This is a genomic window from Rhodococcus sp. IEGM 1307 (genome assembly GCF_030056915.1).
Classification (GTDB): domain Bacteria; phylum Actinomycetota; class Actinomycetes; order Mycobacteriales; family Mycobacteriaceae; genus Rhodococcus_F; species Rhodococcus_F opacus_D.
Genome location: NZ_JASHKW010000003.1, coordinates 357,929 through 381,822 on the forward strand (window position 1 = coordinate 357,929; position 23,894 = coordinate 381,822).

Below are 23,894 nucleotides of genomic sequence, written 5' to 3' on the forward strand. Positions count from 1 at the left end.
AGGCCGGCAATGCGGGCTCCACGGCGCAGGCCGGTCTTTCGGTTCTCGCTCATTCGTTCCCCTCATCAGGATTCTGCTGGTTCCCAGTCACGACCTTCGAGACTGAGGAGTGGTCCATGTCGGGCCCAGCGCAGTATCCAGAGCTGTGATGTCCGCAGAGTGAACTACGGATGATCACAGCTCGATAACCGCGCTGAAGACGAAATCACTGACGAAGCGTCAGAGTTCCGACTGGGCAACGGCACATCGACCCTGCCCTCCATCTCCAGTACTGACTCGCCGAGGACAGTAACCGGCAGGTGGTTGCCTAAGCAATTAATTCCTGCCGAAACGGAATCGTGATGTATGCCACACCCGGAAACGTGTCCAACGTGTGGGATTTGCGAGAGAATTCCGACCACTCGTCAACCGTTTGACCAGCAGGTTCACTGGCCGTTCACGTTAAGTTCGGTAACGTTTACATTCGGTTCACGAGCTCGAAGGATGTCTGTTCTGACCGAAATGTGATGCCTGAAAGAACGCTGAAGGCGGCCCCGCGCCGGGGAAATTCCGCCCGGGCGGAAGCACAAATACTCACGCTGATCGAAGAGCGGGACCGCAGATCACGATTCGCTTAAGGTGAGGCTTTCGAAGGTAACTAGCCGTGATGTGGGGGGCGCTGACGGCGCAGCCATTCGTCGCCGGCAGCGGCGGTGGACCCTCCCCCGGGTTCGCGTTCGTCCGCGGTGGTGTCGGGGAATACGTCCCCGAAGACGCGTTCGAGCCGGGCCCTGTCGATCGGGGCCCGGCTCGGAACTGCCTGCTCGTCGGTCTCGCTCGGCGAGTCCGGCTCGTCGGAACGAGAAATCGTCTCAGCCTTCCAGACCGGACAATTCGGAAATTACGTGCGCCGCAAGCGGCGTCAGCGTGGCCATGCCGTCCCGGACCGCGGCGCGGGAGGAGGCGAGGTTTACCACGAGTGTGCTGCCGGACACTCCGGCGAGCCCGCGGGAGAGGCCCGCATCCAGCGAACCGGCGGCGAGACCCGAAGACCGGAGGGCCTCCGAGATTCCGGGAATCTCGCGGTCGAGGACCTCGGCCGTGACGTCGGGGGCGACATCACGCGGCGACACGCCGGTGCCGCCGACGGAAACGACGAGGTCGACGCCGCCGATGACGGCGGTGTTGAGCGCGTTGCGGATCTCCACCTCGTCGGCCGCCACTGCCACGATGGCGTCGACGATGAAGCCGGCCTCGTTCAGCAGTTCTGTCACCAGAGGCCCGATGGAGTCCTTGCCGTCACCGTGAGCGGTGCGGTCGTCGACGATTACCACCAGCGCGCGGCCGGCCAGCGAGGCTTCGATGTCCATGGTCCCTACCGTAGTGGCCCCGTTCAGAACGGACTCGACCTGCCCGAGAATCCCCGTGTTCATCAGCGGCCACCCTGTTCGGCGGTTCCGAGCGTGACGTCGACGGTCTTGGTATTGGATCCGTTCCCGTCGGTGTAGGTGATGGACACATTGTCTCCCGGTGCGTGTGAACGGATGGCGGCGATGAGTGCGTCACCACTGGTGATGACGCGGTCGTCGACCTTGGTGATCACCGACCCCTTCGTAATTCCCGCCTTCTCCGCCGGGCTGCCCGACGTGACCTCGACGACGGTGGCACCGTTGGCGGCGTCCTGCGACGGGACCTGGATCCCGATGACGGCCTGGGTGGCCTTGCCTGTCTTGACCAGCTCGTCCGCGATGCGCCGGGCCTGGTCGACCGGGATCGCGAAGCCGAGTCCGATGGATCCGCTCTGCTCGCCCGCACCGGAACCGCCGATGCTCGCGATGGCGGTGTTGATGCCGATCAGCTGGCCGTCCATGTTGACGAGGGCGCCGCCGGAGTTGCCCGGGTTGATCGCCGCGTCCGTCTGGAGGGCGTCGATGACGGTGTTCTGGTTGCCGGACTCACCGCTGGTGGACACCGGGCGATTGAGCGCCGAGATGATGCCCTCGGTGACGGTCCCGGCCAGGCCGAGGGGCGACCCGATCGCGACGACCTGCTGCCCGACCTGCACGTTGCCGGACGTTCCCAGCTCGACCGGAGTGAGGTCGGTCTTGCCGTCCACCTTGATGACCGCGAGATCGGACACCGGGTCGGCGCCGACCAGCTTGGCGTCCGCCGTGCTGCCGTCCGAGAAGGCGACCGTCAGCTTGCCGCCCTTGGCGGCCGCGCCTGCCACGTGATTGTTGGTGAGGATCATGCCGTCGGACGAGATGACGATGCCGGATCCTTCTCCACCGGAACCGCCGGCCGTCGCGACCTCGATCTGGACGACGCTCGGGACCACCTTGTTCGCGACGGCCTGCACCGAACCCGCCGGTGCGTTCGCGGCCGGGGTCGCGGTGTTGTTCTTGGGGGCGTCGAGGGAGTTGGTCACCGCGGCGCCGCTGCCGTTCCGGTCGGTTGCCAGGGAGCCCACGACGCCGCCAATGCCGCCGCTCACGAGAGCGAGCGCCACAGCGCCCACCACGATGGCGGTGCGGGCGGGACGCTTGGTCGCGGTCGCCGTCGATCCCTCCCCGACCTGTCCGGGGCCCTGAAGGCCGGGGAACGGGCCTTGAGGCGCCCCATGCTGCCCGGCCGCGTGCTGGGCACCCGGGTGTCCCGCAGCGCCGTGCTGAGGCTGCCCGAACTGCTGTGTGGGCTGGTGCGGCGCACCGTACGGATTGCCCTGGGGGTACCCGGCGCCGTAGGCCTGCTGACCCATCGGGCCTCCCGCGGGGTGCTGCGGAGTGGCCGGAAACTGCTCGGTCGGGTGGTGACCTGGCGCCGCCTGCGGGTGGGCAGGCTGATCGGGGCGCGCGCCCGGGTCGCCACCGGCATTGTCGCGGCTGTTGCCGTCGTGACTGTTTCGATCTTCGGTCATCGCATCACTTCCATCTCCTGCGACCGCCCGCAAAGGGCGGTCGCACCGTCTCTGTGTACGAGAGTGCCCGGTGGGACTGAGAAGGTCCTGAGACCGGCCTTGGAGTTAGCCGAGACCCTGAGACTATTCCGCTTCGGGTTCGCCGGGAAGGACGATCCGGATGAGCGCACCGCCCCGTTCGGAGACGTCGACGGCGATCGTGCCGCCGTGCTTGACCACCACCTGCCTGACGATCGCCAGACCCAGCCCGGAGCCGGGCATCGAGCGCGACGCCGTCGACCGGTAGAAGCGGTCGAACACCAGCTCCCGATCCTCCTCCGGAATGCCCGGGCCCGCGTCGTCGACCGTCAGCTCGAGAAGTCCGTCGCCTGCCGCCTTCATCGCCACGCGCACCTGCTCACCGGTGGGACTCCACTTGGCCGCGTTGTCGAGCACGTTGAGCACCGCCCGCGACAGTCCCGCGTGGTCGCCGTAGACGAACCAGGGAACGGTGACGGCGGTGAAGTCGATCTCGTTGCGCCGGCGGCGTGCCCGCTCGAGACTGCGATCCACCACTTCGCTGAGATCGACTCTCTCGAAGACGGTTTCCGGTGCGTCCTCGCGGGCGAGATCCACGAGGTCGCCCACCAGCTGCGAGAGTTCCTCGATCTGCGCCACCACATCGGTGCGCAGTTCGGCCATGTCCTCGTCCGGAATATGCGGTGCGCCAGGACGACTCGACGCGATCAGCAACTCCATGTTGGTGCGCAACGACGTGAGCGGCGTCCGCAGTTCGTGTCCGGCGTCGGCGACGAGCCTGCTCTGCCGCTCCCGCGATTCCGCGAGCGCCCTCAGCATCGTGTTGAAACTCTCGGTGAGCCGGGCGAGTTCGTCGTTGCCCGTCACCGGCATCGGTGTCAGGTCGTCGGTCCGGGCCACCCGTTCCGTGGCAGCGGTGAGCCGGGCGATCGGACGCAGACCGGTGCGCCCCACCGTCGTTCCGGCGGCGGCCGCGAGGACCACTCCACACCCGCCGACGATGAACAGCACCCAGGCGAGCCGGTCGAGCACGGCGCCCGTCGGCGCCAGGCGCTGCGCGATCACCAGCGTGCTGCCGTCCTGGGTGCGCTCGGCCAGCACCCGCTGATTGTCCGCCGTCCGCAACGACGTGTCGCGCTCGCCGCGGGCCACGGCCAGTTCGGGTTCCCCGATGGGGACACTCGACCCCGGGGGTGTGTACGTGTCGAGGTCCGGGAAGATCAGCGCCACACTGATGTCCGTCGTGTACAGCGTCGCGCCCGCGATGTAGCGCGGATCGAACGTCACGAGATTGCTGTCGATGAGCGCCGACGCGCGGGTGCGCAACTGGTTGTCGACATCCGCGTACAGAGCCCGCGACACCACGGCGTACGCCGCGATCGCCATGACGGCCACCGCGATGGCCACCACGGACGCGGCGAGCAGCGTCACCCGCCACCGCAACGACACCGACCGCGTCAACGGCATCGGAGGCCGCATCTCGGGCGGTAACGGGATCGGGCCTGTGGGGTGCCGGGAAATGTGGTGCGAGTCGTGCTTCGCCCCCGACTTGTCGGCGGTCTTGTGGAACGGAACTGCCATCACGGAGGAGTCTCCCGCAGCACGTAGCCGACTCCGCGGACGGTGTGCAGCAGGCGGGTCTCACCGTCCGCCTCCGTCTTGCGACGCAGATACCCGACGTAGACCTCCAGCGCGTTGCCGGACGTCGGGAAGTCGTAACCCCACACCTCCTCGAGGATGCGGCCGCGGGTCAGCACCCGGCGCGGGTTGGCCATCAGCATCTCGAGAAGCGAGAACTCGGTGCGGGTGAGGCTGATGGACCGCTCGCCACGCGTCACCTCGCGGGTGACGGGGTCGAGCGTGAGGTCCTCGAACGTCATCTTCTCCGAGTCGATGCCCGGCTCCGGCGCGGCGCGGCGCAGCAGTGCGCGCAGCCGGGCCAGCAACTCCTCGAGGGCGAAGGGTTTCGGCAGGTAGTCGTCGGCTCCGGCGTCCAGTCCCGACACCCGCTCCGACACGGAGTCGCGCGCCGTGAGGACGAGAATCGGCAGGTCGTCGCCGGTGCTCCGCAGCCGTCGGCACACCTCGAGACCGTCCAGGCGCGGCATCATCACATCGAGCACGAGCGCGTCGGGGCGCGCGTTCGCCACCTTCTCGAGAGCATCGATACCGTCGACGGCCAGTTCCACCGAGTATCCGTTGAAGCTGAGAGACCGCCGTAAGGACTCCCTCACGGCGCGATCGTCGTCGACCACCAAAATGCGCATACCCGACAGTTTGGCCCGATCAACTGAGATATGTCTGAGAAGGGATCATCGAAGTGCCCTGGCGGCGGTCACTCGAGGACCCGCGGACCCGGCAGACCCCAGTTCCGCCACAGCGCCAGCACCCGCAGCGCCGACGCGAACACCGTGCCCACCACCAGCGCGACGTCGGTGCCCGAACCCCACTCGCTCACCACGACCACCAACGCCGACCCGAGCAGCGCCGGCACCGCGTAGAAGTCCCGCTGCAGCAGCAACGGGACCTCGTTCACCAGCACGTCGCGCAAGATCCCGCCGCCGATCGCCGCCGTCCCGCCGATGAGACACGACGCGAGCGGACTCGCCCCGTGGTCGAGCGCGATCACCGCGCCCGTGCTCGCGAACAGGCCCATGCCCAGAGCGTCGAGCACCAGGATCTCCCGGCGGAGTCGCCCGACAGTCGAATGCAGGAAGAACACCAGCAACGACATGCCGAACGACGTGCCGAGGTTCGGCCAGCTACCCAGCGACGTCGGCGGATGGATGCCCAGCAGGACGTCGCGGACGATGCCGCCACCGAGAGCGGTGAAGACACCGACCACGCACACACCGAAGATGTCGAGGCGCTTCGTCACCCCCACCAGGGCGCCCGAGGCCGCGAACACCGCGATGCCCACCAGTTCCAGGATGTACAGCAGCACCCGCCAAGGTTCGCACGAGGAGCGTCACTTCCCGGCCGGGTCCACCAATCCCAGCTTCACGGCCTTCACCAGCCGGCGCGGCACGCGATGCGTCGCACCGCCCACCGTCACCTCGACGAGGTCGGGCGCCTGGGCCTTCCACTGCGATCTCCGGCTACGCGTATTGGATCGCGACATTCTGCGTTTCGGTACTGCCATGTTCTGTCTCCTCCTTCGTCGTCGACCTGTGAGTACTTATTAACCACCTGCGGTTGATAAGTACTCACGGGCGCGGGCGCACCCCGTAGCGGCGTTCGAACTTCTCGACGCGGCCCGCGGTGTCCATCACGCGCTGCGCGCCGGTCCAGAACGGGTGGGACTCGCTGGTCACGTCCACGACCACCAGCGGATAGGTGTTGCCGTCCGACCAAAGGGCGGTGCGGTCGCTGGTCACCGTCGACCGAGTGAGGAACGTCGTTCCGGTGCTCGCGTCCTGGAACACCACGGGGTGGTAGTCGGGGTGGATGTGGGGCTTCATTCGTGTCCCTCTCTCGATTCGGGTTCTGCGTAGGGTGATTCGCTGCTCTCGCAGGGGTCTTCGTGGAACTGCCCGAACGGGTCGGGCCACGACTGCCAGGCCGCCTCGTCCGCGAGTTCGTCGTCGGTGACGAGCGCCCACTGCAGCGTGCGGTCGATCTCGGTGGGGTCGGCCGCATGCACCAGCACCACCATCGACGTGTGCCGGTCGCCGAAGCGCTCGTCCCAGCACAGCGCGGCCATCGCGCGGCGTGCAGTCGGGACCTGTTCCTGTTCTTCCGGGGTCATCGCGGCCAGCCAGCGGTCGGCACTGGCCACCCGCAGTCCCCCACCGGCCGACTCGAGCCACAGCGCCTCGTCCGGCTGGGTCGCGACCCACACGCGGCCGCGAGACGTGACGACTCCGTCGAGGAGCACGTCGACGGCCTCGTGCAGCCGTTCCGGGTGGAACGGCCGGGTGGCGGTGAACTCGACGAGCATGACGCCGCAGTCGTGGGACAGCGGCGGCTGCCCACGCAGCAGTGGTGAGTGGGCGTGGGACAGCTCACCGCGCCGCGCGCCGGCCGGGACGTCGAGGAGCAGGCGCTCGACGTCGGGCGCGTCCCCGTCCCAGACGATCGGGGCGTCCGGTGCGAGCCGGGCCAGGACGGCGTGGAGCCGGGCCTGCTGCCAGCCGTCGCCTGCATTGCCCGACACCACCAGGGCGTCGGCGAAGTCCACCTGCCCGACTGCGACCTGCGCGACGGTGCGGTCGTCGTCCAGTGCGTCGTCGCCGGTGGCGTCGGCCAGCCACGATCCGGCATCGAGGCAGGTGATAACGCCGTCGACGCGCACGTCCCGCGAGGCGGGACCGTCGATCTGCCCGATCACGCCGGACACCGCCACGTGCTCGACCGCCCAGCACACGGCCTCGGGTTCGAGCCGGCGGTCGAGGTGCAGCACGATGCGCTGCACCGAACTGCGGGTGTGCAGGCGGCGGAGCAGCGGGAGAAGGTCCACGCGCAGCGTGCAGGAGATGCAGCCGTGCGCCAGTTCGAGGATGCCGAGGCGCTCGCGCGGCGCCCCCGACTCCAGCGTGGTGACGGTCCGGCGCACGACGCCTTCATGCACGAGGTCGAGGTCGTGATGCACGACGACGGTGCCTTCGCGGAGCAGCGACCGCGCCGCGTCCTCGGTGGGGCCGTTCCACCCGGAAACCAGGATCAGCGGCGTCCGGCCGTCGAGTATCTCACTCACGGAGCACCCTTTCGATAACGATTGTCATTACGTGGACGGAACGCTACATTGGAAACTCGTCGTTGTCGAAAATGATTGTCATCACCCTCTCGGGGCGGTTTCACGAGAGGACAGAGAGGAACGCCCATGTCGGCGCACTGCCAGGTGACCGGACGCCAGCCAGGATTCGGCAAGTCCGTCTCGCACTCCCACAAGCGCACCAACCGGCGCTGGGATCCGAACATCCAGAAGAAGACATATGCCCTGCCCAGTGAGGGCAGGCGAGTCACCCTCACGCTCTCCGCCAAGGGCATCAAGACCATCGACCGGGACGGCATCGAGGCCGTCGTCGCCCGGATCCGCGCCCGCGGGGGAAAGATCTGATGGCCGCCCGCAACGAGATCCGCCCGATCGTGAAGCTGAAGTCGACGGCAGGCACCGGGTACACGTACGTGACCCGCAAGAACCGCCGCAACGACCCCGATCGTCTCGTGATGAAGAAGTACGACCCGGTCGTGCGGAAGCACGTCAATTTCCGAGAAGAGAAGTAGAAGACACCCCACATGGCGAAGAAGTCGAAGATCGCGAAGAACGAGCAACGCAAGATCGTGGCGGCACGCTGGGCCGAGCGCCGCGCAGAGCTGAAGGAGACCATCCGCCGTCCGTCGAGCAGCGAAGACGAGCGCGCGGAGGCCCGGGCGGCACTGCAGCGTCTGCCCCGCGACGCGAGTCCGGTACGATTGCGCAATCGAGACGCTGCGGATGGACGTCCGCGCGGCCACCTGAGGAAGTTCGGGCTCTCTCGCGTGCGTGTTCGCGAGATGGCGCACCGCGGGGAGCTGCCAGGCGTCCACAAGTCGAGCTGGTAAAGGAAGCAGATGGCAGTCAAGAGAGCACCGTCGAAGAAGCCGCGTCCCGTCGAGGGCCGCAAGCCCAAGAAGAACCCGTTGTTCGCGGCCAAGATCGAGCACGTCGATTACAAGGACATCAACCTCCTCCGCACGTTCATCTCGGACCGCGGCAAGATCCGTAGCCGCCGCGTCACGGGCCTGACCCCGCAGCAGCAGCGTCAGGTTGCCGTCGCCGTCAAGAACGCTCGCGAGATGGCTCTGCTGCCCTTCACGAGCCGGTAACTCACGTAGGCACCGAAAAGGCCGCGTAATCCTCGGATTACGCGGCCTTTCGTCATTCCGGTCAGCCGAGCGCGGCCTGCATGTCGGCGATCTCCTTCTGCTGGGCGGTCACGATGTCGGTGGCCATCTGCCTGACCTCCGGGTTCTCACCGTCGGCCAGTTCGGTGTTCGCCATGTCGATCGCGCCCTCGTGGTGCTCGATCATCATGGTCAGCCATTGCCGGTCGAACTCCGTGCCCGACAATGCCGTCAGGGCGTCCATCTGATCGGCCGACATCATTCCGTCGCCGTGGTCCATGTCGTGCATGCCGGGTATGTCGGTCGTCGGAACCGGTTGTCCCCACTGCTGGAGCCAGGTGGTCATCCGGTCCATCTCCGGTTGCTGCGCCGCCTTGATCGCTGCGGCGAGAGCGACCACGTCGGCGTTGTCGGTGTGGCCGGAGACCATGTCGGCCATCTCCACCGCCTGCGCGTGATGCGGGTACATCCCTTCCAGGAACGCGACGTCGGCGTCGTTGAACTGTGCCTGCGATTCGACGGCGGATGTCGAGGCGCCGGGCGTCGACGAGGTGCCTGCCGAGTCGGTGCCGCAGCCGGCCAGTACGAGAGCCGCGCCTGCCGCGGCGGCGATCAGGGCAATGATGGTGCTGGTACGCATGAGGAACTCCTCGAGGTCGATTCGGGAAATGACAGTCGGATCCGCCGGGGCACACGCCCCGGGCTCCCTGTCACACCCGCAGAATCGAGAGTTCCGCCAAAGAAAGCACCGTCCACGGTGGTGGTCCGCGCCCCGACTGCACACGGTCGGCGCTCACCCGCGACCGTCGCGCGGCGGGATCCACGGAGTGCCACCACAGCAACATCACCGACGTCAGTGCGGCGATCACCACGATCACGCCGGCACACTGATGTCCGGTGAGATGGGGTTGCTCGCAACCGTCCCCGCCGCAACCGTGGGGGTCTTCGGCGTGAGATTCGGTGACCGAGGACTGCTCGTGCGCCGCGGCGATCGCGGTCGGCGCGATCAGACTGTGCATGAGGAGCACCCCGGCAGCGACGGCGATCAGCAGCGCGGCACGCGCCACGACTGTGCGCGTCCGCCCGGTTCCCGTCTCCACACGACCACTGTAACCGGACATACCCAGCGGGGGTACCCAGGCACGTGAGTGACAATGTGTGCCCCGGGACGCGAAAACACTCACATCGGGGTGTGGGCGAGGATCTCCAGACCCTGCTGCTCGAGTCCGCCGATGGTGTCGGTAAGGATGACGAGCCCGCGGTCTTTCTCGCGGTCGAGCACGACGGTGCACTGGAAACCACCGGTCGCGCCACCGTGCAGCGTGTACTCGCGACCTTCGAACGGGACGATCGACCACGTCAGCGCGCGGTAGTTGTCGCCGATCCACCGCGGGTCCATGGCCGCGGCGCCGGGGACCGTCCCGTCGAGGAGCGCCCGGACGTACCTCGACATGTCGTTCGCGGTGGACCGCAATCCGCCGGCCGGGGCGTAGGCGTCCAGCGGCCACGGGTCCTGCGACCTGTGCAAGACGTCGAATCCGCGGGTGACGTTCGGAGGCAGGTCGGCGGCGGTGAGCGGCATCCACGACTGCGACAGCCCGAGGGGGACGAGCATGCGCTCGCGGAGCAGCGACGGGTAGTCGGTGTGCGCGGCCGCGGCCAGCGCCTGGCCGAGCAGCGCGAAGCCGACGGTCGAGTACGAGTACGTGCCGCGGGTCGTGAGCGGCGCCGACTGCAGTTGCTGCAGCAGGGTGTCCCGGTCGTAGGTGAACGGGTTGGACGCGACCACCCAGTGCCCGACGGCCACCACGGTGTCCGTGCTCATCGGGAACTGCGCCAGCCCGGACGTGTGGGACGCCAGCTCGAGCAGCGTCACGTCGCCGACCGGTGCGCCCTGCAACGGCAGCACATCTCCGACCTTCGTGCTCTCACGCACCTCACCCCGGGCGACGGCGTCGACGAACAGTTCCGCGGTGAACGTCTTGGTGACGGAACCGATCTCGAAGTCGGTGGCCTCGTTGGCCCCGAAATTCGCGAACCGGGTACCGGACGCGTCGATGTACGCGACGCTCGCGTTCTCGCGGTAGCTGCGCCCGAGCACCTGCCCGGCGAGCGCGATCAGGTTCGGATCCCCACTCGACGGCGGAGCCAGCGCCGACGCCACGGGAGCGGCACCCCAGGCGAGGGTCCACGCGCAGAACAGCGCACAGAGGACGGTCGTTCGACGCAGCATTGCGGCTCCTCGCGCGCGGCGGAACGCGCGCACAGACGATCTCCCCGACCGGAGGCTATTGTCACCCACCCGAACGCCGAGCACTAGACTTCGGAAGGTTTGCCGACAGGAGGCTTACCTGTCGAGGAGGTGCCCCGCAGCGTGTCGGGAGTGGTTGCGGGATTCACCGTCATATTCGTGATCATTGCGATCGGCTACCTGCTCGGCCGTCGCGGGACGCTGGGTGCGGAGGGCGAAACCGTCCTGGGCAGGCTGGTGTTCTTCGTCGCCACACCGGCGCTGCTGTTCGATTCGCTCGCATCGTCCGACCTCTCGGTGATCTTCTCGCCCACTCTGGCCGTCGCGGCTGTCACGGCATTGACGGTCGGCGCACTGTACATGGTCGTCGCGAGAGTGTGGCTACGCAGGTCCCTTCCGGAACTGACGATCGGCGCACTGTCGGCGTCCTACGTGAACTCCGCGAATCTCGGCATACCCATCGCCGTGTTCGTGCTGGGGGACGCGTCGTTCGTGGCGCCGCTGCTGCTGTTCCAGATCATCGCGTACTCCCCCATCGCCCTCACCATCCTCGACGTCACCACGCTCCGACGGGGCGCGTCGCGACTCGACACGATCACCGCACCGTTCAAGAACCCGATCGTCCTGGCGGGTGCCGCGGGACTGCTGATCGCGCTCCTCGGCTGGACACCTCCGGAAGCCCTGATGCAGCCGTTCCGGCTCATGGGTGGCGCGTCGGTGCCGGGTGCACTGCTCGCGTTCGGCATTTCGCTGTACGGGGTGCGGGTGCTGGAGAAGGGGACGAGCCCGCGACGCGACGTCGCGCTGGCGTCGGTGCTCAAGATCGTGGTGCAACCGGTGCTGGCCTACCTGATGGCGCGCTATCTGCTCGGGCTCGAAGGCCACGAACTTTTCGCCATCGTGGTGGTGGCGACGCTGCCCACGGCCCAGAACGTCTTCGTCTACGCCAGCCGGTACGGGGTCGGAACGGTGCTGGCGCGAGACACGGCTTTCATCACCACTTTGGCCGCGATTCCGGGGATTGCGCTGGTCTCCGGCCTGCTCGCGGGATGAGGTTACCGTGGCATATGCGCGTAATCGCCCTCGCAGTGCTGGCCTGCCTCGCCCTCGCCGGATGCGGGTCCGGTTCGAGCACCGACGAACCGACGATTCCCCCGGAGATCGCGTCCGCAGTGGATCCCAGCCCCACCAATCCGTCGACGGGGATGCCGATTCCCTCCGAAGTGCCCGGCGACGAGTTCGGCACCGTCTTCGAGTCGCGCCCCGACATCGTCCGGGCGAATCCGACGCCATTCGAGTCGTGGTCCCGCGCTGACGGCAACACGGTGGCGATCCACTTCGTCACCGGGACCCCGGAGTGTTACGGCGCCGACGCGACCGTCACCGAGACCGACACCACCGTCACGATCTCGCTGCGCACCGGCACCCTCCCGGAGGCCGCCGACAAGATGTGCATTCTCGTCGCCGTGTTCGGCACCCTCGAAGTCCCGTTGCAGGCGCCGCTCGGCGATCGCCAGGTGATCAACGGATGACCTGGTGAAGCACTGGTTCCTCAACGTCTGCGTTGCCACTGCTCTCCTCCAGGCCGTCTATCACGCTGTCCGCGTTCTCGTCTCCTACCGCGTCCTCGCGCTCGGCGGCGACGCCGTCACGATCGGCATCGTCACCGCCCTGTTCTCGCTGGCACCGCTGCTCGTCGCGGTCCGGATCGGACGCGCCGTCGACCGTCGGCACGCCGCCGCGGTCCTGCGGACCGGCGTGGTGCTGACATCGCTGGGTGTCCTGGTGATCGCCATGAGCGGCGACCTGATCGTCCTCGGCCTCGGCAACGTGATCCTGGGGTTCGGCCAGATCCTCGTGACCGTCGCCGCGCAGGGGTTCATCACGCTGCTGTCCCCACCCGGTGAGCTGGACCGGGGTTTCGCCGGATTGACGCTCGGCGTCTCGATCGGCCAGGCGGTCGGTGTCCCGCTCGTCGGGCTGATCGCGGCGGGAAGCTCGGACGGCGGCGTCGTCGAAACCACTCTGGCGTTGACGGTGATGGGTGTGGTGTCGCTGGCCGCGGTCCCGTTCGCCTGGCCGGTACGCGAACGCCCGCAAGCAGCGGAGCCGCCGTCGCCCGGCGACCGGCAGTCCGTGTTCAGCATGATCTCGACGACCGGGATGCGGCCGGCCGTGTTCAGCAGTCTGATCGTGCTGGCGTCGGTCGACGTCGTCGTCGCGTACCTCCCCGTCCTCGGGCACGAGTTCGGTTTCAGCGTTCTGCTGGTGTCGTTGTTGCTGACCGCGCGGACCGCGGCGTCGATAGTGTCGCGCGCGTTCCTGCCGTGGCTGCTCACCCGGGTGTCGCGGCAGAAGCTGCTGATCTCCGCCACGCTGTGCTCGGCGCTGCCCACCGCCCTGCTGCCGTTCGTGCCCGACCCGGTCTGGATGGCGCTGCTCCTCGTCGTGGCCGGATTCTTCTGGGGCATCGGTCAACCACTGACGATGACCTGGGTGGCCGGGCTCGTCACCGCCGCCAACAGGGCCGCCGCGTTGTCGCTGCGCCTGACCGGCAACCGGCTCGGGCAGGTACTGATTCCGCTGGCCGCAGGCGCCGCGGCGGGGGTCGCGGGCACGTCGTCGATCTTCGTGATCACCGGCGGACTGCTCGGCACCGCAGCGGTCTCCACCTGGCGAGCCGTGAGTACTTGTTAACCGCGGGCGGTTAACAAGTACTCACGGCTCCGAAACGTCGCGTCCGTCGCCGTACGACGCTCCACTTCGTCGGATGTGGCGTGCGTCTCTTCTCGACACACTGGTTCCCAAGTCACGCGTTTGCCAGATCAGGGGTCAGGAGCCACACGATGAGCTATACCGGTGTCATTCCGAGCACGACCGACACACCCCGTCCACGCCAGGACGAGGCCGCCGTGTCGAGCGCGGTCCTGGCGTCCGGAGGAACCACTCCGCGGCTGCGATTCGTCGACACCGCGGATGCACTGCCCGAGCCGGCCGCCGTCATGGTCTGGCCGCAGGGCACCCCGTTGCTCGCCGAGTTGGTCGCGCTGTTCGCGGACCTCGGGTTGCGGGTCGCGTCCCACGAACAGCTGCCCGCGGGCGAGCCCGGCAGCCCGCTGGTTCACCGCTTCGACTTCAGCACCGGCGACTTCGCCTGGGACGCCGAAACTCCGGGCCTGCTGTCCGATGCGTTCGAGGCTGCGGCCGCCGGACATCTGGAGGTCGACGGATTCACCCGCCTCGTCGCCGCGGCGAACCTGACGTGGATGGACGCCGTCCTGGTCCGGGCGGCTTGCCGCTACCTCCGTCAGGTGGGGCTGGGACTGTCGGAACCCAATATCGTGGCGATCCTGTTGCGGCACAGCGATTTCGTGCGCGGATTCCGCGACCTGTTCACCGCCCGTTTCGATCCCGCCGTCACCGGCCCCGACCGCGACAGCGCCGTCGCGGACGCGGAGCGCGTGCTGCTCGACGCGATCGACCGCACCGCGACGCTGGACGAGGACCGTCTGCTCCGCGGCCTGCTGTCGTTCACGTCGGCGGTGCTGCGCACCAACTGGTTCCAGCACGACCGCACCATCAGCGCCGCCCCCGCCGCGTTCAAGATCGACCCGTCGCTGCTATCACTGTCCGCGGCCGTGACCCCGTACCGCGAGATCTTCGTGCATTCGCCGATCGTCGAGGGCAGCCACGTCCGCAGCGGTCCGGTCTCGCGCGGCGGACTGCGGTGGTCGGACCGCAAGGACGACTTCCGCACCGAGGTTCTGGGTCTGATGAAGACGCAGCACGTGAAGAACTCGCTGATCGTTCCGATGGGCGCGAAGGGCGCGTTCGTGGTGCGCACCGAGACGACACCCGACGCGGTCCGGGCGGCGTACACAAGTTTCATCGACGGACTGCTCGACGTCACCGACGACATCGTCGACGGCGAGGTCGTCCACCCCCGCGACACGGTGATCTACGACGACGCCGACCCGTATCTGGTGGTGGCCGCCGACAAGGGCACGGCCCGGTTCTCCGACCTGGCCAACAGCATCGCGACGCGTCGCGGCTTCTGGCTCGGCGACGCGTTCGCGTCCGGCGGCTCCGCCGGCTACGACCACAAGGCGATGGGTATCACGGCGCGCGGCGGATGGGTTTCCGTCCGCAGGCATTTCGCGGAGATGGGCAAGAACGTCGACACCGACGCGTTCACGGTGGTCGGCATCGGCGACATGTCCGGCGACGTGTTCGGCAACGGCATGCTGCTCAGCCGCGCCATCCGGTTGGTCGGCGCGTTCGACCACCGGCACATCTTCCTCGATCCCGAACCGGATTCCGAGGCGTCCTACCGCGAGCGCGAGCGCCTCGCGTCCGTGCCCGGCAGCAGCTGGGACGATTACGACCGGAGCCTCGTCTCGGCGGGTGGCGGCGTGTGGCCGCGGACGGTGAAGAAGATCCCGCTGTCGCCGCAGGTGCGGGAACGCCTCGGCGTCACCGCCACCGAACTGCCCCCGCACGAGGTGGTGAAGGCGCTGCTGACCGCGGACGTGGATCTGCTGTGGAACGGCGGAATCGGCACGTACGTCAAGGCTTCCACCGAGGGACACGCCGACGCCGCGGACCCGGCCAACGACGCCGTCCGGGTGGAGGCGAGCGACGTGCGCGCCGCGGTCATCGGCGAGGGCGGCAACCTCGGCCTCACGCAGCGCGCCCGCATCGAGTACGCGCTGAACGGCGGCCGGATCAACGCCGACTTCATCGACAACGCCACCGGCGTCGCCACGTCGGATCGGGAAGTGAACCTGAAGGTCGCGCTGGACGCGGCGGTGGCGGCGGGCGAACTGCCCGCGGCGGAACGGAACACGCTGCTCGCCCGCGTCCAGGACGAGATCGGTGAATCGGTGCTCGCCGACGCCGCCTCCCAGACCCTCGCCATCAGCCTCGCCGAGGTCCACGCACCGTTCCTGCTCGGACGCCACGAGCGGCTGATCGAGAACCTCGAGCGCGACGCGGGGATCAGCCGGGCCGCGGAGGTGCTGCCGTCGGCGGCGGAACTGTCCGCCCGGCACCGCGCGGGCCAGGGATTGGTCCGGCCGGAGATCGCGGTTCTGCTCGCACAGTCGAAGAACCTCGTCGTCACCGAACTGCTCGCCTCCCCCGTGCTCGACGACGCCGTGTTCGACGGTGTTCTCGCCGACTACTTCCCGGCGTCCATCCGCGAACGCGTCCCCCAGCAGATCAGCGGTCACCGGCTCGCCCGGGAGATCGTGGCCGTGATCGTGGCCGGCGACATGATCGACCGTGTCGGACCCGGCCTGATCCACCGCCTCGAGGAGCGGCTCGGCGTCGGCACCCCCGAGATCACCGTCGCGTACGCGGTGGTGCGGCAGGTGTTCGACATCGACCGCCTGTGGAACGAGGTCCTCACCCTGCCCGGCGCGTCCCACCGGACCCGGCTGAACCTGCACTTCGGCATCCAGGACCTGATCGAGCGCACCACGTCGTGGCTGCTGCGGCATCGCACCGCTGGCACGGATGCGCAGCAGTTGATCGAGCGCTTCGCGAAGCCGGTCCAGGAACTCGCCGCGGCACTGCCGCGCCTCACCGGTGCGCCCGCCCAGGACCTGGGCACGCTGCGGATCCTGGCGCAGGGCTTCGCGCTGGAGACCACGGCGCAGGCGCTCGACCTGCCGATCACCCAGGTCGCCGAGACGTACCGCGAATTCGGCCGCGTGGTGGGCCTCGACTGGCTGTCGGAACGGTTCTCCGTCGGCGAGACCGGGACCGCCTACTGGGAGGCGATGGCGGGTGCCGTCCTCGTCGACAACCTGCAGGAGCACTGGCACGGCCTGATCGGACTGGTGTTGCGCGACGCCTCGCCCGCGACGTCCGCCGCCGACGCCGTCGCCGACTGGCTGACCGAACACACCACCGCCGCGGACCGCCTGGCCCAGATGCTCGGCGAGCTGCGGAGCCACGACCGCGTGGACAACTCGAGCATCTGCGTCATCGACGCCGAACTGTCGCTCGCGCTCACCCGCTGCTAACCGAACCACCTTTCACGAATCCGTCAGCACTTCAACCAAAGGAGCTCGAAAGTGCCTACTCTCCAACGTGATGTCGCCATCGTCGGCGCCGGCCCGTCCGGCCTGGCCGCAGCCACCGCGCTGCGCAAGGCGGGGCTGTCCGTCGCGGTCCTGGAGGCGCGCGACCGCGTCGGAGGTCGGACCTGGACCGACACCATCGACGGCGCGATGCTGGAGATCGGCGGCCAGTGGGTCTCCCCCGACCAGACGACGCTCATCTCCCTGCTCGACGAACTCGGACTCGAGACGTTCGACCGGTACCGCGAGGGTGAATCCGTCTACATCTCCGCCGCCGGCGAACGCACCCGCTACACCGGCGAATCCTTCCCCGTCGACGAGACGACCCGCAAGGAGATGGACCGGCTGATCCAGATCCTCGACGACCTCGCCGCGCAGGTCGGCGCCGAGGAGCCCTGGGCGCATCCGCTGGCCCGCGAACTGGACACGATCTCGTTCAAGCACTGGCTGATCGAGCAGTCCGACGACGCCGAGGCCCGCGACAACATCGGCCTGTTCATCGCAGGCGGCATGCTGACCAAGCCCGCTCACTCGTTCTCGGCGCTGCAGGCGGTGCTGATGGCCGCGTCCGCCGGATCGTTCTCGCACCTGGTGGACGAGGACTTCATCCTCGACAAGCGTGTCATCGGCGGCATGCAGCAGGTGTCGATCCGGATGGCCGCCGCCCTCGGCGACGACGTCTTCCTGAACGCGCCGGTGCGCACCGTCCAATGGAGTGAGGGCGGCGCAGTCGTGCTGGCGGACGGGGACATTCGCGTGGAGGCGGCCCGCGTCGTGCTCGCCGTCCCGCCGAACCTGTACTCCCGCATCTCCTACGACCCGCCGCTGCCGCGCCGCCAGCACCAGATGCACCAGCACCAGTCGCTGGGACTCGTCATCAAGGTGCACGCCGTGTACGAGACCCCGTTCTGGCGTGAGGACGGCCTTGCAGGCACCGGATTCGGCGCGTCCGAGGTCGTCCAGGAGGTGTACGACAACACCAACCACGAGGACACCCGGGGAACCCTCGTCGCGTTCGTGTCGGACGAGAAGGCCGACGCGATGTTCGAACTGAGCGAAGAGGAGCGTCGCGCCACCATCCTCGGTTCGCTCGCCCGCTACCTCGGACCGAAGGCCGCCGAGCCGGTCGTCTACTACGAGTCCGACTGGGGCTCCGAGGAATGGACCCGGGGCGCGTACGCCGCGAGCTTCGACCTCGGTGGCCTGCACCGGTACGGGAAGGACACGCGGACGCCGGTCGGACCGTTCCACTTCTCCTGCTCGGACATCGCCGCCGAGGGCTACCAGCACGTGGACGGCGCCGTGCGGATGGGTCAGCGCACCGCCGCGGACATCGTCGCCCGCCTCGGAAAGTAGTCCCGTCCGATCATCGCCCGGCAGTCACGACTGCCGGGCGATGATCGCGAGCAGCAGTTCGGCGCGCACCCGCGCCACGTCCAGCCGGCAGTCGATCAACGACTCGATGCGCGCCATGCGGCTGCGCAGGGTGTGCCGGTGCACGCCCATCGCCGCGGCCGCCGACTCCCAGTGCCCGTTCGCCTCGAGGAACGCCCGCAGCGATCCCAGCAGTTCCGTGCCGTTGGTGCGGTCGTAGTCGTCGATCGGCGCGATCATCGTGTCCGCCAGGGAGTTCAGCACCTCCCGCGTCGAGCTGAAGGCGAGTAGCGCGCTACCGGTCAGCGCCGCGAACTCCAACGGCTCGGCCCCCGCCTCGGCGGCCGACGCGGCGAGCTGGGACTGTTCGATGGCCGCCACCAGACCGGCGACCTCCCGCTTCCCGCTCAGCCCCGCACGGATCGCCTTCCGCGCCGGCCCGGACAGCCCGCGCAGCATCGCCCGCGCGAAGTCCACGTCGTCGGTTCCCCGCAGCAGAACCGTGACCCGCGTGTCGTGACGGCGCGAGAAGAGTTGCCGCCCGGCCTTGTTCATGGCGACCGCGACCGCCGACTCCACCCGTTCCGCGAGTGCCGGTGTCTCGGCCACGACCGTGAGTCCGCGGACCATCCCGTCCGCGTCCGCGGCGTGCCGGATCTGCGACCAGGCGGGCGCGAGGTCGCGGTCCTCGGTGAGCAGCAGGCCGAGGGCGTGCGAGTTGAGCCGGTTCTGTGCGGTCCGGAGCCGCACCGGCTTCTCGAAATCCAAGGCGAGCAACGAGTTCGCGTGACCGAGCAGGATCTGGTCGACGTGGCTGAGAGCGGTGGGGCTGATCACGGCGAGGTGTCCGTGCGGTGTGCTGCCGACGCTGATCTGCTGCACGGTGATCGACGCACCCGACCGTGCCAGCGACACGCTGCTCGACGCCCCGCCGGTACCCGCCTCCAGCACTTCCCGCAGTTCCCCGATCACATCCTCCGCGGGCTGCGCCGGATGAGACTCCAGCACCCGGCCGGACAGGTCGAGGAGCAGGACGGTGGCCGACGTGGCGACGGCAAGCTCGCGCACGGTGGCGCCGGTGCCGCCCTGGATGACGGCGCGGGTCATCCGCGGTTGGGCCCGGGACGCGCGCAGCACCGCCTCGTACTCCTGCTCCGCGAGTCGGTTCATGACCCGCTTGACCACGGCCGCGAAGGGTGTCGGCAACGGCACCTCGAGCAGCGGCAGCCCGATCTCGTCGGCGACGGCCACCAGGTCCTCGGGGACCTCCGGATGCGAGAGACCGGTGCCGAACCCCACTGCCGCCACCCCGGCTTCACCGAGGCCGCGCAGGTATCGGGCCCGGTCGGCGGCGGTCAGCGGAAGCCGGATGCCGGTGGTGAGGAGCAATTCGCCGCCGGAGAGCCACCGGAAGGGGTCTTGCAGTTCGGTGGTGTGGGCGAACGTGATCTCGTTCCCGAGACCGGCGGCGCCACCCTTCAGCTCGAGAGCCAGGTCCGGCTGGGACAACATCCAGCGAACGGGAACGGTCATGTCGGCTCCTGCGCATTGCGGTCGGGTCCGTGCCACCCCGATCGGTCGGGATCGGGATAGCGCTGGACAAGTTGGCCAGCGGAGCACGGACGACTACTCCATTGTGTCAGACGTCGACCCTCGGGCGACGCCGAAACCCCACCTTAACGAATTGAGTTCGTTTGACCCCTTGCGTACGGGGCGCGCCCTCCGCATACTTAACGAATCCCATTCGCTAAGTGACCCACGTCTCACGCGGGCGCCACCCGAGACACGGAGTTGTCGTTGACCCACCCCAGGATTCCCACGTGACCGCCGCCGTCCGCGTCCCACTGACACTCGGCCGCGGTATCGCCACGTTCAGCGTCTTCGTCGTCGGCTACATCACGGCCAATCTGATCCCGCTCATGATCATCGCGATGGTGGACGATCTCGGCATCACCCAGACCGTCGCCGGCGCCGTCCTCACCGGCTCCCTGCTGGCCACCGCACTCGTCTGCCTCGCGACCACCCGATGGGCGGCGGGGCGCTCGCGCCACCTGCTCGGCCGCGTCAGCCTCGTCGTGATGGCCGCGGGATTCGCCGTCGCCGCCACCGTCCACTCGGCCCCGATCGCGTGCGTCGCGATCATCGTCGGCGGGATCGGTGCCGGCGGCGCGGTCGCGGTCGGCGGGGCGGCCCTCGCCGCGCTGAACAATCCGAACCGGGTGTCCGGGATCAACGGGCTCGTCAACCGCACCGCGGTCACCGGGGTACTGGCACTGATCCCGATCCTCGGCCTGCACATGACCAATGCGTTCGGGATCGTCGCGGTACTGGCGCTGGCGACGGTGTTCACGATCAGCTGGCTGCCGTCCGCCCCCGCCGTCGAGGACGACTCGGCGAGCACCCCGCACACAGCAACCCCGTTGCCCGAGGGCGTCACCGAGAAGAAACTGGCCGTCGCCGGCTCCACCCTGCTCGTGCTCTTCGCGATCTGGGCGATCGGCGAGGACTCGCTGTGGGCGGTGTCCGGCATCATGGGCGCCGAACACGCCGCCCTGACGGAACAGCAGATGGGCCTGGCCCTGAGCCTCTCCACCGCGGGCGGCATCGGCGCCGCCCTCGTCCTGACCGCGCTCGGGTCACGCCTCGGACGCACCGTCCCCACCGCCGTGCTCCTCGTGCTCGGCGCCGCCCTCAAACTGGGCTCGTGCCTGGCCACCGATTCGACGACGTATCTGGTGCTCATCATCGCCTGGAACACGGTGTACGCCGCGGCCTTCATCTACGTCGTCGCCATCGCGGCCGCGCTGGACTCGTCCGGCCGCTGGTCCGCCCCGCTCCTCGGGACGTATCTGGTGGGGTCCGCATTCGCCCCGCTCTTCGGCACCCTCGTGACCGGCGCAGTCGGCTACGTCGCGTTCGGCTTCGTCCTCGCGGGTATCAGCCTCGTCCTGCTCGTGCCGATCGTGTCGATCGCTCGCCTGTCGACGCGCACCGAGCGCGCGTCCGCGTCACCCGGACAGGATCCCACTGCCCGGTACACCACCTCGGTCGTCGTCTGACGGAAAGAGAGAACACCATGAATACCGACACGACGACCCACTACCGCGGCGGCCGGATCTTCACCGCCGCCGAACCCGCCTGGGCCGAGTCGATGATCGTCCAGGGCGATCGCCTCACCTACGTCGGCGACACCGCGACCGCCGACACGCTGTCCGGCGACGCCCGCGTCGTCGAACTCGGCGGCGCCTTCGTCCTGCCCGGCTTCATCGACGCCCACACCCACCTGCTGATGATGGGCCAGGCCCTCCAGAAGGTGGACCTGCAGAGCGCCGCCGATCTGAACGACATCCAGGACCGCATCCGCCGATTCGCCGCCGAGAACCCGGACGCACCCCGGCTCCTGGGACGCAGCTGGCTGTTTTCGGCACTCGACGGGCACCCGCCGACGCGGCAGATGATCGACGCCGCCGAGGCCGACCGTCCCGTGTACCTCGATTCCAACGATGTGCACTCGGCGTGGGTGAACACGGCCGCGCTACGCGAACTCGGCATCGACGCGGACACTGCCGACCCGATCGGCGGCCGGATCGAACGCGACCCCGTCACCGGCGAGGCCACCGGCATGCTCTACGAGACGGCGGTGACCCAGATCGTGTGGCCCGCCCTCGCGAAGCTGGTCAGCGACACCGAGCGGGACGTCGCACTCGCGGCAGCGTTCGAGCAGTATCTGACGGACGGCGTCACCGGGGCGGTCGACATGGCGCTCGGCGCGGACGAGCTCGAGGCGCTCGAACGCGCACTGGCCGCCGGCGGCGACACGCTGCCGCTCCGGGTGGCCGGGCACTGGCTGATCGAACGAACCGATTCGGACGAGGAGAACGTCCGCCAGGTGCACGAGGCGGTGGAGCACCACAGGCGACTGCAAGGTCCGTGGCTGCGGATGGCCGGGATCAAGATCATCATCGACGGCGTCATCGACAGCTGCACCGCGGCGATGAAGGAGCCGTACTCGGACGGCACGAACGCCGAACCGATCTGGGACCTCGCCTCGCTGGCACCGGTGGTCGTCGCAGCGGATGCCGCCGGCCTCCAGGTGGCCCTGCACGCGATCGGCGACGAGGCGTCGGAGATCGCGCTTGCCGCGCTCGAACAGGCGATCGCCGCCAACGGGATTCGCCCGCGCCGGCACCGGATGGAGCACCTGGAGACGATCACGAAGGACAACGTGCAGCGGCTTGCGCGCCTCGGCGTCGTCGCGTCGATGCAGCCGGTCCATGCCGATCCGGCGATCCAGGACAATTGGCGGGCGATGCTGGGCGACCATCGGGTCGAGCGGGCGTTCCCGTGGCCCGAGATGACCGCCGCGGGCGCCGTCCTCGCGCTGGGGTCCGACGCCCCCACGGCGCCGCATCCCCCGCTGCCCAACATGTACATCGCGACGACGCGCAAGTCCGCGATCGATCCGGCGCTCGCACCGAACCTGCCCGAGTACGCACTGCCGATGGCGGACGCGCTCGCGCACGCCACCCGCGACGCCGCCTACTCGTGCCGCTGGGACGATCTCACCGGTCAACTGGTGGCGGGCAAGGCCGCCGACTTCGTGGTCCTCGACGGGGATCCGTTCACCGCCGGCGCCGATTCCCTGCTCACCGCGCGGGTGCAGCTGACCGTGGTGGCCGGCTCGGTGCGCCACGAGGCGGAGGTGGCAGGCAGCCACCCGGGGTAGCCGACCCGGTCAGTCCCGTTCGGCTGCGGCGTCTTCCGTGACGCCGCAGCCGATCTGTTCACAGAACCCCAGCATCGCCGTGCGCGCGGTCTCGACGGTGATGAGACTGTTTCCGCCGACGATGTGCAGCCCGTACGCGTCTTCGAGGGCCACCAGATTCATTGCCGCCTGGTCGATGTCGCCGCGCACGGCGAACTCCCCCGCCGCGTGCCCGTCGCCGAGGATGGCGCGGTACGTCGCGAGCTGCCGCAGATACATCTTCTGAACCAGTTCGTCGTGCAGCGCCGAAGTGCCTGTCATGAAATCGAATTCGTACAGCAGCCGCATCAGGGTGTCGTCGGGACCGCTCGGCAGCCCGGCGTCGATGGCCGTCCGCAGCTTGGCGGCGTACGACGACTGCGCGGCCACCGCCTCGTCGCGCAGGTCGCAATAGCGCTCGGTGCCCGCCCGGTGGGCCTCGACGAGAAGCGAATCCAGATCGTCGAAATAGTAGAGCAGCGCGCCGCGCGTCAGGCCCGCGCGCTTCGCGACATCGGTCAGGGACAGCGACCTGAGCCCGTGCGCGGATCCCGCCTGGAGTGTCGCCTCGATGAGCTCGGAACGCCGCTGCTTCTGAGTGTTCGGTCGCGCCATGCCGTTGACACTAGCCGACGTGATCTGTGACACTCGGCCCAGTTGTTTGACGGATGCGTCAAAAAACTATTCCGCCCCTCTCCC

24 protein-coding genes are annotated in these 23,894 nt (G+C 68.6%); 11 read left to right on the forward strand and 13 right to left on the reverse strand.

Annotated features, from left to right (window positions below; all coding sequences use genetic code 11):
- Positions 1 to 851: 851 nt before the first annotated feature.
- The 8 genes from QM841_RS07930 to mrf form a co-directional block, all read right to left on the reverse strand.
- Positions 852 to 1,412 (reverse strand): MogA/MoaB family molybdenum cofactor biosynthesis protein, encoded by a 561-nt coding sequence (locus tag QM841_RS07930; protein WP_005567398.1) that lies wholly within the window; start codon positions 1,410 to 1,412, stop codon positions 852 to 854.
- Entirely contained in the window at positions 1,412 to 2,896 is a 1,485-nt protein-coding gene (locus QM841_RS07935) for a S1C family serine protease (RefSeq protein ID WP_283331515.1), read from the reverse strand. Before QM841_RS07935 ends, QM841_RS07930 begins: the two co-directional genes overlap by 1 nt.
- Positions 2,897 to 3,019: 123 nt before the next feature.
- Positions 3,020 to 4,495, reverse strand: coding sequence for a HAMP domain-containing sensor histidine kinase (locus tag QM841_RS07940; protein WP_283331516.1), 1,476 nt, complete (start codon positions 4,493 to 4,495; stop codon positions 3,020 to 3,022).
- A complete protein-coding gene (locus tag QM841_RS07945; protein ID WP_005238656.1) occupies positions 4,495 to 5,181 on the reverse strand; it encodes a response regulator transcription factor in 687 nt (228 codons plus the stop codon). The genes QM841_RS07940 and QM841_RS07945 overlap by 1 nt, the downstream gene beginning before the upstream one ends.
- 68 nt (positions 5,182 to 5,249) lie before the next feature.
- Positions 5,250 to 5,858 (reverse strand): trimeric intracellular cation channel family protein, encoded by a 609-nt coding sequence (locus tag QM841_RS07950; RefSeq protein ID WP_005238652.1) that lies wholly within the window; start codon positions 5,856 to 5,858, stop codon positions 5,250 to 5,252.
- Positions 5,859 to 5,882: 24 nt separating this feature from the next.
- Complete coding sequence (gene rpmF, locus QM841_RS07955) at positions 5,883 to 6,056, reverse strand: 50S ribosomal protein L32 (protein WP_005259908.1); 174 nt, start codon at positions 6,054 to 6,056, stop codon at positions 5,883 to 5,885.
- A gap of 64 nt (positions 6,057 to 6,120) precedes the next feature.
- Positions 6,121 to 6,375 (reverse strand): type B 50S ribosomal protein L31, encoded by a 255-nt coding sequence (locus QM841_RS07960; protein WP_280784079.1) that lies wholly within the window; start codon positions 6,373 to 6,375, stop codon positions 6,121 to 6,123.
- Positions 6,372 to 7,610: a ribosome hibernation factor-recruiting GTPase MRF gene (gene mrf / locus QM841_RS07965; protein ID WP_283331517.1), complete on the reverse strand. Its 1,239-nt coding sequence runs from the start codon at positions 7,608 to 7,610 to the stop codon at positions 6,372 to 6,374. The genes QM841_RS07960 and mrf overlap by 4 nt, the downstream gene beginning before the upstream one ends.
- Positions 7,611 to 7,736: 126 nt before the next feature.
- Here mrf and rpmB point away from each other — a divergent pair, with 126 nt between their 5' ends.
- The 4 genes from rpmB to rpsR are packed head-to-tail and all read left to right on the forward strand — an operon-like array spanning position 7,737 to position 8,722.
- Complete coding sequence (rpmB, locus tag QM841_RS07970; RefSeq protein ID WP_105413351.1) at positions 7,737 to 7,973, forward strand: 50S ribosomal protein L28; 237 nt, start codon at positions 7,737 to 7,739, stop codon at positions 7,971 to 7,973.
- A complete protein-coding gene (gene rpmG, locus QM841_RS07975) occupies positions 7,973 to 8,140 on the forward strand; it encodes a 50S ribosomal protein L33 (protein ID WP_283331518.1) in 168 nt (55 codons plus the stop codon). The genes rpmB and rpmG overlap by 1 nt, the downstream gene beginning before the upstream one ends.
- Positions 8,141 to 8,152: 12 nt before the next feature.
- Positions 8,153 to 8,458, forward strand: a complete 306-nt coding sequence (gene rpsN, locus QM841_RS07980; RefSeq protein WP_283331519.1) for a 30S ribosomal protein S14 — start codon at positions 8,153 to 8,155, stop codon at positions 8,456 to 8,458.
- A 9-nt stretch (positions 8,459 to 8,467) separates the two neighbouring features.
- Positions 8,468 to 8,722, forward strand: a complete 255-nt coding sequence (gene rpsR, locus QM841_RS07985) for a 30S ribosomal protein S18 (protein ID WP_009478875.1) — start codon at positions 8,468 to 8,470, stop codon at positions 8,720 to 8,722.
- A 61-nt stretch (positions 8,723 to 8,783) separates the two neighbouring features.
- On the opposite strand, the gene QM841_RS07990 is transcribed toward rpsR, so the two are convergent.
- The 3 genes from QM841_RS07990 to QM841_RS08000 all read right to left on the reverse strand — a co-directional run bounded on the left by QM841_RS07990 (position 8,784) and on the right by QM841_RS08000 (position 10,973).
- The gene (locus tag QM841_RS07990; RefSeq protein ID WP_283331520.1) at positions 8,784 to 9,380 is read right to left on the reverse strand and encodes a DUF305 domain-containing protein; all 597 of its coding nucleotides are present in this window, start codon (positions 9,378 to 9,380) and stop codon (positions 8,784 to 8,786) included.
- A 70-nt stretch (positions 9,381 to 9,450) separates the two neighbouring features.
- Complete coding sequence (locus tag QM841_RS07995; protein ID WP_283331521.1) at positions 9,451 to 9,840, reverse strand: DUF6153 family protein; 390 nt, start codon at positions 9,838 to 9,840, stop codon at positions 9,451 to 9,453.
- A gap of 80 nt (positions 9,841 to 9,920) precedes the next feature.
- Entirely contained in the window at positions 9,921 to 10,973 is a 1,053-nt protein-coding gene (locus QM841_RS08000; RefSeq protein WP_283331522.1) for a serine hydrolase domain-containing protein, read from the reverse strand.
- A 141-nt stretch (positions 10,974 to 11,114) separates the two neighbouring features.
- Between QM841_RS08000 and QM841_RS08005 the strand changes: the two genes are divergently transcribed.
- From QM841_RS08005 to QM841_RS08025, 5 genes are all read left to right on the forward strand, one after another.
- The gene (locus QM841_RS08005) at positions 11,115 to 12,044 is read left to right on the forward strand and encodes an AEC family transporter (RefSeq protein WP_283331523.1); all 930 of its coding nucleotides are present in this window, start codon (positions 11,115 to 11,117) and stop codon (positions 12,042 to 12,044) included.
- A gap of 14 nt (positions 12,045 to 12,058) precedes the next feature.
- Positions 12,059 to 12,523 carry a hypothetical protein gene (locus QM841_RS08010; RefSeq protein WP_283331524.1) on the forward strand — a complete coding sequence of 155 codons (465 nt, stop codon included), beginning with the start codon at positions 12,059 to 12,061 and terminating at the stop codon, positions 12,521 to 12,523.
- 1 nt (position 12,524) lies between these two features.
- On the forward strand, positions 12,525 to 13,688 hold the full coding sequence (locus QM841_RS08015) for an MFS transporter (RefSeq protein WP_283331604.1): 1,164 nt from the start codon (positions 12,525 to 12,527) through the stop codon (positions 13,686 to 13,688).
- 149 nt (positions 13,689 to 13,837) lie between these two features.
- Positions 13,838 to 17,020, forward strand: coding sequence for an NAD-glutamate dehydrogenase domain-containing protein (locus QM841_RS08020; protein ID WP_283331525.1), 3,183 nt, complete (start codon positions 13,838 to 13,840; stop codon positions 17,018 to 17,020).
- A 51-nt stretch (positions 17,021 to 17,071) separates the two neighbouring features.
- Positions 17,072 to 18,433 carry a flavin monoamine oxidase family protein gene (locus tag QM841_RS08025; RefSeq protein WP_283331526.1) on the forward strand — a complete coding sequence of 454 codons (1,362 nt, stop codon included), beginning with the start codon at positions 17,072 to 17,074 and terminating at the stop codon, positions 18,431 to 18,433.
- Between the two features lie 24 nt (positions 18,434 to 18,457).
- Here the strand turns inward: QM841_RS08025 and QM841_RS08030 are convergent, their stop codons facing one another.
- Positions 18,458 to 19,984 (reverse strand): PucR family transcriptional regulator, encoded by a 1,527-nt coding sequence (locus QM841_RS08030; protein ID WP_005259923.1) that lies wholly within the window; start codon positions 19,982 to 19,984, stop codon positions 18,458 to 18,460.
- A gap of 287 nt (positions 19,985 to 20,271) precedes the next feature.
- On the opposite strand from QM841_RS08030, the gene QM841_RS08035 reads away from it, so the two are divergent.
- Both QM841_RS08035 and QM841_RS08040 read left to right on the forward strand, forming a co-directional pair.
- Positions 20,272 to 21,510: an MFS transporter gene (locus QM841_RS08035; RefSeq protein WP_283331527.1), complete on the forward strand. Its 1,239-nt coding sequence runs from the start codon at positions 20,272 to 20,274 to the stop codon at positions 21,508 to 21,510.
- 17 nt (positions 21,511 to 21,527) lie between these two features.
- Positions 21,528 to 23,177 carry an amidohydrolase gene (locus tag QM841_RS08040; protein ID WP_283331528.1) on the forward strand — a complete coding sequence of 550 codons (1,650 nt, stop codon included), beginning with the start codon at positions 21,528 to 21,530 and terminating at the stop codon, positions 23,175 to 23,177.
- 9 nt (positions 23,178 to 23,186) lie between these two features.
- Here QM841_RS08040 and QM841_RS08045 read toward each other — a convergent pair whose 3' ends face one another.
- Positions 23,187 to 23,810: a TetR/AcrR family transcriptional regulator gene (locus tag QM841_RS08045; RefSeq protein ID WP_241961817.1), complete on the reverse strand. Its 624-nt coding sequence runs from the start codon at positions 23,808 to 23,810 to the stop codon at positions 23,187 to 23,189.
- Positions 23,811 to 23,894: the final 84 nt, after the last annotated feature.

What these genes read in the sequence shown, in the direction of transcription:
- QM841_RS07930 (WP_005567398.1), bottom strand. Translation starts at nt 1,412, where the DNA reads ATGAACACGGGGATTCTCGGGCAGGTCGAGTCCGTTCTGAACGGGGCC.
- QM841_RS07935 (WP_283331515.1), bottom strand. Translation starts at nt 2,896, where the DNA reads ATGACCGAAGATCGAAACAGTCACGACGGCAACAGCCGCGACAATGCC.
- QM841_RS07940 (WP_283331516.1), bottom strand. Translation starts at nt 4,495, where the DNA reads ATGGCAGTTCCGTTCCACAAGACCGCCGACAAGTCGGGGGCGAAGCAC.
- QM841_RS07945 (WP_005238656.1), bottom strand. Translation starts at nt 5,181, where the DNA reads ATGCGCATTTTGGTGGTCGACGACGATCGCGCCGTGAGGGAGTCCTTA.
- rpmF (WP_005259908.1), bottom strand. Translation starts at nt 6,056, where the DNA reads ATGGCAGTACCGAAACGCAGAATGTCGCGATCCAATACGCGTAGCCGG.
- QM841_RS07960 (WP_280784079.1), bottom strand. Translation starts at nt 6,375, where the DNA reads ATGAAGCCCCACATCCACCCCGACTACCACCCCGTGGTGTTCCAGGAC.
- rpmB (WP_105413351.1), top strand. Translation starts at nt 7,737, where the DNA reads ATGTCGGCGCACTGCCAGGTGACCGGACGCCAGCCAGGATTCGGCAAG.
- rpmG (WP_283331518.1), top strand. Translation starts at nt 7,973, where the DNA reads ATGGCCGCCCGCAACGAGATCCGCCCGATCGTGAAGCTGAAGTCGACG.
- rpsN (WP_283331519.1), top strand. Translation starts at nt 8,153, where the DNA reads ATGGCGAAGAAGTCGAAGATCGCGAAGAACGAGCAACGCAAGATCGTG.
- rpsR (WP_009478875.1), top strand. Translation starts at nt 8,468, where the DNA reads ATGGCAGTCAAGAGAGCACCGTCGAAGAAGCCGCGTCCCGTCGAGGGC.
- QM841_RS07990 (WP_283331520.1), bottom strand. Translation starts at nt 9,380, where the DNA reads ATGCGTACCAGCACCATCATTGCCCTGATCGCCGCCGCGGCAGGCGCG.
- QM841_RS08000 (WP_283331522.1), bottom strand. Translation starts at nt 10,973, where the DNA reads ATGCTGCGTCGAACGACCGTCCTCTGTGCGCTGTTCTGCGCGTGGACC.
- QM841_RS08010 (WP_283331524.1), top strand. Translation starts at nt 12,059, where the DNA reads ATGCGCGTAATCGCCCTCGCAGTGCTGGCCTGCCTCGCCCTCGCCGGA.
- QM841_RS08020 (WP_283331525.1), top strand. Translation starts at nt 13,838, where the DNA reads ATGAGCTATACCGGTGTCATTCCGAGCACGACCGACACACCCCGTCCA.
- QM841_RS08030 (WP_005259923.1), bottom strand. Translation starts at nt 19,984, where the DNA reads ATGACCGTTCCCGTTCGCTGGATGTTGTCCCAGCCGGACCTGGCTCTC.
- QM841_RS08040 (WP_283331528.1), top strand. Translation starts at nt 21,528, where the DNA reads ATGAATACCGACACGACGACCCACTACCGCGGCGGCCGGATCTTCACC.
- QM841_RS08045 (WP_241961817.1), bottom strand. Translation starts at nt 23,810, where the DNA reads ATGGCGCGACCGAACACTCAGAAGCAGCGGCGTTCCGAGCTCATCGAG.